The following is a 12,086-nucleotide window of genomic DNA, read 5'->3' as shown; positions in this document are numbered from 1 at the left end:
ACACTTGATGGGGTTTCGCTGCTTCGTTTAGTTAGCCTAAATGAGCGATTAGTAAAGAATATACAGCGATACGTCATACCAATAGTTGGAGCCTACACTTGCACGGGTTATACTAGTTAATTACTATCCACTTAAAATGAATAACGACACTATACTATGCCCGTATTTGCAGTCATAGCAGTTTGTACATACATGGTCAGTCCGCTGCTGATCGTTCCCGGACAAGTGCGCAAGCAAGCTCTTTATCGTCGATTGGCTATTTTATTAGCTATCGTGGCGATGGTTACTCACGCAATCACATTGAAATTACAAATTTTTAGTGAAGCCAGCGGGCAAAATCTCACCCTCTTAAATTTAGGCTCCTCTGTCAGCCTCTTAATGTGTTTGATTATGACCGTGGTTTCCTATTTAGGGCGCGCGTGGTACTTAACCCCTATTGTGTATAGTTTCGCGATTATTAACCTGATTTTATCTACAATTATGCCGGGTGAGTTTATCACTCATTTAGAGGCAAGCACCCCATTATTTGTCCATATTGGCTTAGCATTATTAAGCTATGCTACGTTGCTTATCGCGGCGTTATATGCATTTCAAGTTGCCATTATTGACTACCAACTTAAAAACAAAATTCTGAAATTTAGCCCTGATATGCCGCCAATGATGGTCATTGAACGCAAAATGTTTCACGTCACTCAGGTGGGAGTCATTCTCTTGACCTTAACACTGTGCACGGGCTTTATTTATATGGATAACATTTTTGATAAAGAGAATATCCACAAATCCGTACTCTCCGTCATTGCTTGGTTTGTTTACGTTATTTTGCTGTGGGGACATTTTCATGGTGGATGGCGAGGCAAACGCGTCCTCTTTTTCCATGTGGGCGGTTCACTTATCCTTACCTTGGCGTTTTTTGGTAATCGATTGATTCAGCAATTAACCATGGCGTAGAGCCATTTTAGCTTTAAACGGCTGTTATAAAAAAGGAACCTTGTTTTGGATGAAGTATCTACTGGTACTCTAATCATCATACTGATTGTTTTAATTTTTTTATCCGCTTATTTTTCAGCGTCAGAAACCAGTATGATGACGTTGAACCGTTATCGGTTAAAACATTTAGCGAAACAAGGTAATCGCTCCGCTATCCGTGTTGAAAAACTACTACGCCATCCCGACCGCTTACTGGGCTTAGTATTGATTGGTAACAACCTAATCAACATTGTTGCCTCTGCTCTCGCGACCATTATCGGGATCCGCTTATATGGCAATATGGGTGTCGCCATTGCAACTGGCGTGCTCACATTTGTTATTCTGCTATTTGCAGAAGTGATGCCAAAAACCATTGCGGCACTGTATCCAGAACGTATTGCCTTTCCTAGTAGCTTTATTCTTACACCACTGCAAAAAATCATGCTACCTGTCGTGTGGGCGTTTAATACTATTTCTGCCCTTTTTATGCGTTGCTGTGGGATAAATGTCTCAAATACTCGTAATGATGCGGTCAATAAAGAAGAGTTGCGTACCATTGTTCATGAGTCCAAAAACAAGCTCAGCCGCCGTAATCAAGACATGCTGATTTCGATTCTTGATTTAGACAAAGTCACCGTTGGCGATATTATGCTGCCACGTAATGAAATTGTGGGGATCGATATTAATGATGATTGGAAGTCGATTGTTAGGCAGCTCACTCATTCCCCTCATGGACGTATTGTCCTGTATCGTGATTCTCTTGATGATTTGATTGGTATTTTGCGTGTGCGAGAAGCTTATCGATTGATGGTAGAGAAACGTGAGTTCAACAAGCAGAATTTGATCAAAGCCGCCGATAGTATCTATTTCATTCCCAATAGTACGCCACTCAACGTTCAGTTGGTTAATTTCCAGCATAAAAAAGAGAAGCTTGGCATCATCGTTGATGAGTATGGTGAGATCCAAGGTTTGATCACCGTAGAAGATATTTTGGAAGAAATTGTCGGTGATTTCACAACATCAATGTCGCCTTCTCTAGCTGAAGAAGTCATGCCTCAGAGCGACGGCAGCGTCCTTGTGGATGGAACAGCAAACATTCGTGACCTGAATAAAGCATTTGATTGGAACCTTCCTATTGATGGTCCTAGAACCGTTAATGGGATGGTTTTAGAGGTATTAGGTGATATTCCACAGCCTGAAGAACAAATAGTTGTTGGTCACTATGTTATCGAAGTTTTAGTGATCAGCGATAATATTATCAAGCAGGTAAAAATCACTCCGCTCGGTTTTGACTCACAAGCCCCTGAATTTTAATTGTTCATTTCAATGGAAAAAGCCTTAAAAACCTGACCAATTGATCGGTGATTTTAAGGCTTTTTAGTCTATCTTTTTCAATAATTAAACGTGAAGCTGGGCAAGCTTTTCTTCTGGCAATGCAAGCTCATCGTTTTTATTGACGAGAATATCCTTCGCAAGCACACTGCGAGCAATTTGCTGAGCTTCTTCAAGAGAGTGCATCTTGTAAGTACCACATTGGTACACATTAAGCTCTGGGATCTTATTTTGATCTTGCACATGCAGCACATCCTGCATAGCAGCCTTCCAGGCGTTAGCAACACGCTGTTCATCCGGTTGACCAATCAAGCTCATATAGAAGCCTGTACGGCATCCCATTGGCGAAATATCGATGATTTCAACACCGTTACCATTAAGGTGATCTCGCATGAAGCCAGCAAAAAGGTGCTCTAGGGTATGTGTTCCTTTTTCTGTCATTGCTTCTTTATTTGGGACTGTAAAGCGTAAATCGAATACAGTGATAGTATCCCCATGAGGCGTTGTCATCGTTTTCGCTACACGAACAGCAGGAGCAGCCATACGCGTATGATCCACAGTAAAACTGTCTAATAACGGCATTTCATGACCTCCATAAAAATAAAAAAAATAATTTTGAAAAAAAATGAAACTAATCCAAAAATGCAGAGTCTTAATATGTGAAAGACGCGCAATTTGTTATCATCCCTAATTCTTTAAAAGATTTTTTGTTTGGCCACCTTGTTGTGGCCATTTTCTTTTAGCGTCCAGCGTGGATCTTAAGATACTCTTCAAAGCTTTCGCTCTGATCCTGCTCCATTCGCTTTTGTTTCTCAATTGAAGCCAAACGCGCCTGTTCAAACTGCTCTTCAGTGATCACTTCATAAGGTTCATTAATTAACTGCTGATAATATTTTTCAGCTAATTCTAACCCATAACCACCAATACCTTTTTCCAGCATTTCGTCCATCACCAGCGCTGAATAGGTCAAGTTTGGATCTTCAAACATGGCGACAAACTGATGGCACACATCTTTGTATTTGGCATCACAGCAGGTATCTAAGACTTCAGCCACACGGATCAGATCTTTAAACAGCGTTTGTCCCACTTCAACCAATGGCTTAAGCTCGCTACCACAACCAAAGCCTATCACCTGTTCCGGCTTACGACCTTCAAGGATCACGCGGTTCCAGTTTTTGCGACAGCAATCCAACTCTTGAACATTCATTTCCGGGGCATCTGCAAGCACGCACCAGATGAGGAATAAATCCACAAAGCGAGCTTGGGTTTCATTAACCCCAATCGGACTAAATGGGTTGATATCAAGGGAGCGAACTTCAATATATTCGATACCGCCACGTAATAATGCATCAGAAGGCGATTCATTCCCTTGTGGTACACGCTTCGGACGAATTGGTGCATATAGCTCATTCTCGATTTGTAACACATTAGTGTTCAGCTGAACGTACTTGCCATCTTTTTTCACGCCCAACTTCTCAAATTCAGTAGAAGGCTTATGAATAGCTTTCTTCAGATTTTCCACATATTCATCAAGGTGGTTAAACGTAATATTTAAATCACTCTGAGATTTATTGGTGTAACCTAAATCACTCATTCTCAATGAGGTTGCATAAGGCAGATAATAAGTACCACACTCAGTTTTATTAAAATTCAGTGAGGTTTCTCTGTTCTTCAAGAAAGAGCCGCAAATAGCGGGAGATGCACCAAATAAGTATGGAATCACCCAACCAAAGCGATAGTAGTTTCTGATTAGGCGTAAATAGCCTTCAGAAATTTTTTCCTTTCCGCTTTCTGCGTCTTCAACACCCGCCCACGCCTTCCAAAACTCAATTGGGAATGAGAAGTTATAGTGAACCCCCGCGATGGTTTGCATTAATGCCCCATAGCGGTTTTTTAACCCTTCACGATACAGTGTTTTAAACTGCCCCACATTGGAGCTACCGTATTGCGCCAGCGTGATCTTATCTTCACTTGCAATAAAGCAAGGCATACTTAACGGCCACATTCTTTCATTTTGTAAATGACGTGCCGTATAGCGATGTAGATCTCGCAAAAAAGCCAAGTTGTGGCTAATGCTTTTATCTACAGGAGTAATAAATTCGAGTAAGGATTCCGCAAAATCCGTGGTGATCCATTTATGGGTAAGGGCTTTCCCCAGCTCATCTGGATGCAATGTCTCGGCTAACGCACCTTGAGGTGTCACGCGTAGTGTTTCACGTTCAATACCACGTTGAATGCCATTGAGAATTTCCGGGTGCGCTTCTAACCATGAGAGCGCTTTTGATACGTCCGGGATCAAATCGACCTCCCGCCTGTGATTTAGTTTTATTTTAATAAGGTGATTACTTTAGCTTAAATCACATAAATTGTCGCTGTCTAGATGTGTGGTTTACCCGATGAGAAAACAGAAAGAAAAGGAAGGAAGATAGTAAGTTAGGATTTTAGGCAAAAAAAAACTCCTCAAATTGAGGAGTTTTTAATGATGGTGCATCCGGGAGGATTCGAACCTCCGACCGCTCGGTTCGTAGCCGAGTACTCTATCCAGCTGAGCTACGGATGCAAAATTTGTCGATTATCAATCGATGCTGTATGACTACAGCAGTAATTTTTATTTATGAAATTGATGACAGAATTGTTGATACTAACAGAAATGTTTAAGAGATGGTGCATCCGGGAGGATTCGAACCTCCGACCGCTCGGTTCGTAGCCGAGTACTCTATCCAGCTGAGCTACGGATGCATTTTAGTGCAATACGTACTTCTCTCTCAATACTGCTTAATCAAAATCTACTTCAATATTTATGGTTATAAATCTTATTAGCTTTAAGAACCATATTAAATCTAAACTACTTTCGTTTCAGTTCGCTATAAACCAAAACATCACCCTATCAGCTTTGCTTATAAGGTAGAAAATGGTGCATCCGGGAGGATTCGAACCTCCGACCGCTCGGTTCGTAGCCGAGTACTCTATCCAGCTGAGCTACGGATGCAGAGCCTAAAATGGCGGTGAGGGAGGGATTCGAACCCTCGATGCAGCTTTTGACCGCATACTCCCTTAGCAGGGGAGCGCCTTCAGCCTCTCGGCCACCTCACCATATTTTAGTCACATACGATTTGTTTTTGTTTAAACATCTCGTCTCTGTGTGGCGCACATATTACTTTCCTAGACTTAGAAGTCAAACAATTTTTCCAAACTTTTTGCATTCCAATGATCGTTTGCACATTTCACAAGCAAGATGATTAGTTTAACACCGAAAAAGCAATATTTCCGTGCTTTTTTGCCCCTTTATTATCTTCACTCTTATTATAAAAAATTCAGAAAAAAATAGAGAAAGTTGATAGCACATAGCTTAGTGGCATAAAAATAGTACAGAAAGAAAGGTGGATTCATTCAAAGAGATAGCGCTCAACACCAACATAATGTGTTAAGCCAATTAAAAAATAGAAAGATTAAGGAATTACTAAAGATAAAAAGGGGAAAGACAAGCGCCCATGATTGCTGTGTGATAACTCACTGGACGCTTATTCATTATTATTGATTGTCTGGTTGAGTCTTTTCGGCCTGGATCCGTTGATAAATTTCTTCACGGTGAACAGAAACTTCTTTTGGGGCATTAACACCAATACGTACTTGGTTGCCTTTTACGCCCAATACGGTCACTGTTACCTCATCGCCTATCATGAGTGTTTCACCAACTCGACGAGTCAGAATAAGCATTCTTTGCTCCTTGAAATATTAAAAGAGTCGGGTCTCTAGGTATTCCCCGCTATTGTCCATCACACACCGTGAAAACGTAAAGCAATGACATTCACCTAAAGCATTGATGCCATCAAGGCAATAATTCTAATTATTTACAAGCAAAATATAACACTACCGGCAACATATTAACAATGCTGCAACAGATTAAAGTTACCCCATTAAAATGGGGTAACTTCGCAGCAATTACAGTTTCGAATCAACCCATTGTTCGACACTTTCCATCGCTGTTGGTAATGCGCTTACGTCAGTACCTCCAGCCATCGCCATGTCTGGTCGACCGCCACCTTTACCGCCTACTTGCTGAGCAACATAGGATACCAAATCACCTGCTTTAATTTTAGCAGTCAAATCATTAGTCACACCAACAATTATACTGACTTTATCACCACTTGTGGTTGAAAGCACGATAATCGCCGATTTCAGCTGATTTTTTAGATCATCGACCATTGTTCTCAATAGTTTAGGATCAGTATCGCTTAATTGACTAACTAATAGTTTGATACCTTTAACATCTTTCGCTTTACTACCTAGTGAAGCACTTTCTTGAGAGGCTTGCTGATCTTTTAATTGCAAAATCTCTTTTTCAAGATTTCGTGATTTTTCCAATGCAGCTTTAACTTTCTCAACTAGGCTATTTGCATCACCTTTTAATAGATGAGCAATAGCAGAAAGTTGTTCTGATTGAGCATGTAAGTGCTCCATTGCAGTTGCGCCAGTTGTCGCTTCGATACGACGAACCCCAGCAGCGGTACCTGACTCACTTAAGATACTGAATAAACCAATATCCCCTGTGCGGCTAGCATGTGTACCACCACATAATTCGATGGAGAAATCCCCCATACTCAGAACACGTACTCGCTCTTCATATTTTTCACCGAATAATGCCATAGCCCCTTTCGCTTTCGCACCCTCTAAATCCATCAACTCAGTTTCAATTTCTGAGTTTTGACGGATCTGCGCGTTCACAATATCTTCCACTTGACGCAGTTGCTGTTGTGTCATCGCTTCAAAATGAGAGAAGTCAAAACGGAGATACTTGTCATTCACCAACGAGCCTTTTTGAGAAACGTGCTCGCCTAAGACTTGGCGTAATGCGGCATGTAATAAGTGAGTCGCCGAGTGGTTTAGGCGAATAGCATTACGTCTTTCACTATTGACTATAGCCGCAATTCGATGGTTAACAACTAATGAGCCAGATTCAACTTTACCTACATGACCAATTGCTTGACCATATTTTTGAGTATCAGTAACCGTAAAGTTAGCGCTGTCATTTTTAAGAACACCAGTATCACCAACTTGACCGCCTGATTCTGCGTAGAATGCGGTTTTATCTAAAATGACTAAACCTTCATCTCCCGCTTGCAGGGAATCAACTGGCTGACCATCTTTATATAATGCAGTGATAGTCGCTTGCTGTTCATCATGCTGATAGCCTGAGAATTCACTGTGTTTGTCAACTTTAATCAGTGCGTTATAGTCTGCGCCAAAGCCGCTTGATTCTCTCGCACGACGACGCTGATCTTCCATTGCACGCTCAAAGCCTTCTTCATCCACTTTAAGATTGCGCTCGCGACAAACATCAGCCGTTAAATCTAGCGGGAATCCATAAGTATCATAGAGACGGAATGCCGTTTCACCGTCTAGCGTATCGCCTTTCAGTGTTACCAGCTCGTCATCTAATAATTGCAGACCACGTTCTAAAGTACGCGCAAACTGTTCTTCTTCCGTTTTTAATACTTTCTTAACTAAAGCTTGTTGACGCTGTAGCTCTTCCGCAGCAGGTCCCATCACTTTAATTAGGGTAGAAACTAATTTATAGAAGAACGTTTCTTTCGCGCCCAGCATGTACCCATGACGTACCGCACGACGAATAATACGACGTAAAACGTAACCACGACCTTCGTTTGATGGAATGACACCATCACTCACTAAGAATGCGCATGAACGAATATGGTCAGCAATAACGCGCAGAGATTTGTTGGACAAGTCAGTTGCACCTGTCACTTCTGCTGCTGCAGCAATCAGTTCACGGAAAATATCGATTTCATAGTTCGAATTTACGTGTTGCAGAACCGCAGAAATACGTTCCAGCCCCATACCTGTATCTACAGAAGGTTTTGGTAGTGGTTCCATGGTACCGTCAGATTGACGGTTGAACTGCATAAAGACGAGGTTCCAGATTTCAATATAGCGGTCGCCATCTTCTTCTGGACTTCCTGGAGGGCCACCCCAGATGTGATCGCCATGGTCAAAGAAAATTTCGGTACATGGTCCGCAAGGCCCTGTGTCACCCATCTGCCAGAAGTTGTCAGAGGCGTAAGGAGCACCTTTGTTGTCACCGATACGAATAATACGCTCAACAGGAACACCAATTTCTTTGTTCCAAATATCGTAAGCTTCATCGTCAGTCGCGTATACAGTAACCCACAGTTTTTCTTTTGGCAGGTTAAACCATTGTTCGCTGGTTAAAAGTTCCCATGCAAAGCGAATAGCGTCGTGCTTAAAGTAATCACCGAAGCTAAAGTTACCTAACATTTCAAAGAATGTGTGGTGGCGAGCTGTATAGCCCACGTTTTCTAAGTCGTTATGTTTACCACCTGCACGTACACAACGTTGTGCGGTTGTCGCTCGGGAATATGCTCGTTTATCCAGACCAAGAAATACATCTTTGAACTGGTTCATCCCTGCGTTAGTGAACAATAGTGTTGGGTCATTATTTGGCACTAGCGAACTGCTGGCTACCACCTGATGACCTTTCGTATGGAAAAAGTCGAGAAACGCTTGACGGATCTCAGCGGTGCTTTTACTCATATTTATCCCGATATCAAGCTGGAAACAGAATTACGAATTGTTGAGATGGAATGTAGCATCACCTCTAATCAACTCTCCGATTAAAAAGTGACTGATAAGATAAAGTCTCTTTGTATAGAAGTAAAATATAGATACATCCATTCGCGGCTTTCATTGTAAAGCGTCTGAATATTTTCTGAAAGTATGTTTATACCTCTGGCTAGGGTATTTTTCCACAGAAAAACTGTTCAATAAACTATTATTGTGATAGGCAGATACAAAAAAGCGCCAATCAATTAAGAATGGCGCTTTTGATATCAGCTTATTTCAACAAGTTAGCGTTGAATTAAAATTCTTCTGGAACTTCTTCTTCATCAGAATCACTGATGAAATCAGTTGCTGCACTGTTAAATTCACCTGTGTGGTTTAATAATAAATCACGCAGCTTTTTATCAATTTCTTGTGCAACTTCAGGGTGTTCTTTCAGGTAAGTTGTCGAGTTCGCTTTACCTTGACCAATTTTGTCGCCGTTATAGCTGTACCAAGCACCCGCTTTTTCAATCAGCTTATGTTTAACACCTAAGTCAATCAGCTCACCGAAGGTATTGATACCTTCACCATAAAGGATTTGGAATTCAGCTTGTTTAAATGGCGCTGCAACTTTGTTTTTCACAACTTTAACGCGAGTTTCGCTACCAACAATTTCTTCACCGTTTTTCACTGCACCAATACGGCGGATATCTAAACGGACAGAAGCATAGAATTTCAGTGCGTTACCACCAGTCGTAGTTTCTGGGTTACCAAACATCACACCAATCTTCATACGGATCTGGTTGATGAAAATCAGCAAGGTATTTGAGTTTTTCAGGTTACCCGCTAATTTACGCATTGCTTGACTCATCATACGCGCCGCAAGGCCCATATGAGAATCACCAATTTCGCCTTCAATTTCAGCTTTTGGTGTTAATGCTGCAACGGAGTCAACGATGATCACGTCTACTGCACCAGAGCGAGTTAATGCATCACAGATTTCTAACGCTTGCTCACCAGTATCTGGTTGGGAACACAGGAGATTATCAATATCAACGCCTAATTTTTTCGCATAGATAGGGTCAAGTGCGTGCTCAGCATCAATAAATGCACACGTTTTACCACTACGTTGTGCTGCGGCAATAACTTGCAAAGTTAATGTCGTTTTACCGGAAGATTCAGGACCGTAGATTTCAACAATACGCCCTAATGGCAAACCACCCGCACCTAAAGCAACGTCAAGAGATAAAGAGCCTGTTGAAATGGTTTCAACATCCATTGTGCGGTCTTCACCAAGACGCATAATGGAGCCTTTACCGAATTGCTTTTCGATTTGACCTAATGCCGCAGCAAGTGCTTTTTGTTTGTTTTCATCAATAGCCATGTTCACTCCCTAAGGCAATGGTGGTAACCATTGCGAATAAAACGATTGAATTCGATTTGTTGGAACTAAGTATACTGTATAATCATACAGTATCAAGAAAATTTTTCAGATATTAACTGTAAAAGCGTTTCCAGCGAATAACCTGTTGATTGTAAACGAACTTGATACCTATCACCTTCGAATATCTGATGACGAGTCACAACATCCACAGTACCATTGGCCTGCTTTAATGCAAAACCAAACCAAACTGTCCCGACAGGTTTATCTTCACTCCCGCCGCCCGGTCCAGCAATTCCGCTGACTGACATTGCAAAGTCTGCTTGAGCTTCATTTAATGCGCCAAGTGCCATTTCCTGAACCACTTGCTGACTGACTGCACCAAAACGCGTTAATGAGTCATTCGTTACCCCAATCATTTGATGCTTGGCTTCATTACTGTAAGTTACAAACCCACGGTTAAAATAAGCTGAGCTGCCTGCGATATCCGTCAACACTTTGGCAATCCATCCACCAGTACAGGATTCTGCCGCCGTCACTGTTTTATCAAGTTGCAGTAAACGCTGTCCTAACTGAATACTTAATATTTCGAGTTGCTTCTCATCTATCATTTGGCTATTCACCATTATGCTGTTTTTTTACGAGCGCGATCCCAAATCCACAGCCCTGCAATCGCGATAGCAAACACTACACCAAAACCGACACCCACGCTCACGACTGAGAACCCAACCTTTATCGCCAGAGAATATAACCCTAGCATTAATAGCATGGCGCTGTTTTCACCGAGATTTTGTACTGCGATGGCATTACCTGCCCCGACTGTTTCTTTACCTTTCTCTTGGAGCAAAGCATTCAGTGGAACTACAAATAACCCACCAAAAATCCCTAATATCATCAATATAAAATATGAAGGAATAATATTGGTTTGCAGTGACAAGAAAACCACCATAACCCCAATCACGATCCCTGCGGGAATACAGCGGTAAACCGTTTTTAAGGTAATAAATTTCGCCGCTAACCCTGCCCCCACCACAATACCAACTGCAACCATCGCATTCAAAATGGTCGGGGTTGTATTATCTTGCAAGCCAAGAGCCACGGGCACCCATGCCACCAGCAAGAAACGTAATGTCACCCCTGCGCCCCAAAACATGCTGGTACCCACAAGGGAGAATCGGCTTTCTTGGTTTGCCCATAAAATACGACAGGCGGAGAAAAAATCCACCAGCAACAGTTTGAAATTCCATCCTGTTCCTGGTCTTGCAGCCGCTAAATGTGGAATAAAAAAGTTTACAATGACCGCTAGCGCATACAGTAAAGAGCAGGTTCCCAACGCCAATAATAGGTTAATGTCAGAGAGCATGCCGCCCACCACTGAACCCACTAAAATCGCGGCGATCGTTGAGGCTTCCATTAAACCGTTAGCTTTGACTAAGTTATCGCCGCCAGTCAACTCGCCTAAAATACCGTATTTTGCAGGGGAATATGCCGCAGCACCGACACCGACTAACCCATAGCATAGGAATGGATTAACCCCTAAACAGATCCCCAATGCTCCAACAAATTTAAATATGTTGGAAAACAGCATCACGCGACCTTTTGAGAATCTATCCGCTATTTGCCCCACAAATGGTGCTAGTACAATATAGGTGAAAACAAACACCATTTGTAGAATTGGGTGGCTCCATTCTGGGTAAAATTCCGCTTTTAACTGCGCTAATATCGCGAATAATAAAGCATTATCTGCAAACGCAGAAAGAAACTGAGATGCCAGAACGGCCTTCATCCCTGTGCTCATCAGTGGCGTGTTTGGTGTGCTCTCCTGCAT

General features: G+C 42.0%; 9 protein-coding genes and 4 tRNA genes. 2 read left to right on the top strand and 11 right to left on the bottom strand.

Going from position 1 to position 12,086, the window contains the following annotated elements; all coding sequences use genetic code 11:
• The first annotated feature begins 156 nt into the window (after nucleotides 1–156).
• Together GKR71_RS17590 and GKR71_RS17585 are read left to right on the top strand one after the other, a co-directional pair.
• A complete protein-coding gene (locus GKR71_RS17590) occupies nucleotides 157–948 on the top strand; it encodes a cytochrome C assembly family protein (RefSeq protein ID WP_154634643.1) in 792 nt (263 codons plus the stop codon).
• 45 nt (nucleotides 949–993) lie between these two features.
• A complete protein-coding gene (locus tag GKR71_RS17585) occupies nucleotides 994–2,280 on the top strand; it encodes a CNNM domain-containing protein (RefSeq protein WP_036949821.1) in 1,287 nt (428 codons plus the stop codon).
• A gap of 84 nt (nucleotides 2,281–2,364) precedes the next feature.
• Here the strand turns inward: GKR71_RS17585 and luxS are convergent, their stop codons facing one another.
• The 11 genes from luxS to lplT form a co-directional block, all read right to left on the bottom strand.
• Entirely contained in the window at nucleotides 2,365–2,880 is a 516-nt protein-coding gene (gene luxS / locus GKR71_RS17580) for an S-ribosylhomocysteine lyase (RefSeq protein ID WP_036949818.1), read from the bottom strand.
• A gap of 157 nt (nucleotides 2,881–3,037) precedes the next feature.
• Entirely contained in the window at nucleotides 3,038–4,597 is a 1,560-nt protein-coding gene (gshA, locus tag GKR71_RS17575; RefSeq protein WP_108479422.1) for a glutamate--cysteine ligase, read from the bottom strand.
• A gap of 184 nt (nucleotides 4,598–4,781) precedes the next feature.
• Nucleotides 4,782–4,858, bottom strand: a tRNA-Arg gene (locus GKR71_RS17570).
• A 102-nt stretch (nucleotides 4,859–4,960) separates the two neighbouring features.
• A tRNA-Arg gene (locus GKR71_RS17565) sits at nucleotides 4,961–5,037 on the bottom strand.
• 173 nt (nucleotides 5,038–5,210) lie between these two features.
• Nucleotides 5,211–5,287: transfer RNA gene (locus GKR71_RS17560), tRNA-Arg, on the bottom strand.
• Nucleotides 5,288–5,298: 11 nt separating this feature from the next.
• Nucleotides 5,299–5,391: transfer RNA gene (locus GKR71_RS17555), tRNA-Ser, on the bottom strand.
• Between the two features lie 438 nt (nucleotides 5,392–5,829).
• Nucleotides 5,830–6,015 carry a carbon storage regulator CsrA gene (gene csrA, locus GKR71_RS17550; protein WP_004264815.1) on the bottom strand — a complete coding sequence of 62 codons (186 nt, stop codon included), beginning with the start codon at nucleotides 6,013–6,015 and terminating at the stop codon, nucleotides 5,830–5,832.
• Between the two features lie 225 nt (nucleotides 6,016–6,240).
• Nucleotides 6,241–8,868 carry an alanine--tRNA ligase gene (gene alaS / locus GKR71_RS17545; protein WP_154634642.1) on the bottom strand — a complete coding sequence of 876 codons (2,628 nt, stop codon included), beginning with the start codon at nucleotides 8,866–8,868 and terminating at the stop codon, nucleotides 6,241–6,243.
• 325 nt (nucleotides 8,869–9,193) lie between these two features.
• The gene (recA, locus tag GKR71_RS17540) at nucleotides 9,194–10,261 is read right to left on the bottom strand and encodes a recombinase RecA (protein WP_036954212.1); all 1,068 of its coding nucleotides are present in this window, start codon (nucleotides 10,259–10,261) and stop codon (nucleotides 9,194–9,196) included.
• Between the two features lie 92 nt (nucleotides 10,262–10,353).
• The gene (gene pncC, locus GKR71_RS17535; protein ID WP_036954226.1) at nucleotides 10,354–10,869 is read right to left on the bottom strand and encodes a nicotinamide-nucleotide amidase; all 516 of its coding nucleotides are present in this window, start codon (nucleotides 10,867–10,869) and stop codon (nucleotides 10,354–10,356) included.
• Between the two features lie 14 nt (nucleotides 10,870–10,883).
• Nucleotides 10,884–12,086: a lysophospholipid transporter LplT gene (gene lplT / locus GKR71_RS17530; protein ID WP_036954211.1), complete on the bottom strand. Its 1,203-nt coding sequence runs from the start codon at nucleotides 12,084–12,086 to the stop codon at nucleotides 10,884–10,886.

Source organism: Providencia sp. wls1922 (assembly GCF_009706505.1).
Lineage (GTDB): Bacteria > Pseudomonadota > Gammaproteobacteria > Enterobacterales > Enterobacteriaceae > Providencia > Providencia lanzhouensis.
Note: the sequence above shows the minus strand (reverse complement) of the source record. Positions and strands in the feature narration are given on the sequence as shown.

Excerpts from the sequence above, each read along its gene's own strand:
- csrA (WP_004264815.1), bottom strand. The coding sequence starts at position 6,015 with ATGCTTATTCTGACTCGTCGAGTTGGTGAAACACTCATGATAGGCGAT.
- lplT (WP_036954211.1), bottom strand. The coding sequence starts at position 12,086 with ATGCAGGAGAGCACACCAAACACGCCACTGATGAGCACAGGGATGAAG.
- luxS (WP_036949818.1), bottom strand. The coding sequence starts at position 2,880 with ATGCCGTTATTAGACAGTTTTACTGTGGATCATACGCGTATGGCTGCT.
- pncC (WP_036954226.1), bottom strand. The coding sequence starts at position 10,869 with ATGATAGATGAGAAGCAACTCGAAATATTAAGTATTCAGTTAGGACAG.
- recA (WP_036954212.1), bottom strand. The coding sequence starts at position 10,261 with ATGGCTATTGATGAAAACAAACAAAAAGCACTTGCTGCGGCATTAGGT.
- alaS (WP_154634642.1), bottom strand. The coding sequence starts at position 8,868 with ATGAGTAAAAGCACCGCTGAGATCCGTCAAGCGTTTCTCGACTTTTTC.
- GKR71_RS17590 (WP_154634643.1), top strand. The coding sequence starts at position 157 with ATGCCCGTATTTGCAGTCATAGCAGTTTGTACATACATGGTCAGTCCG.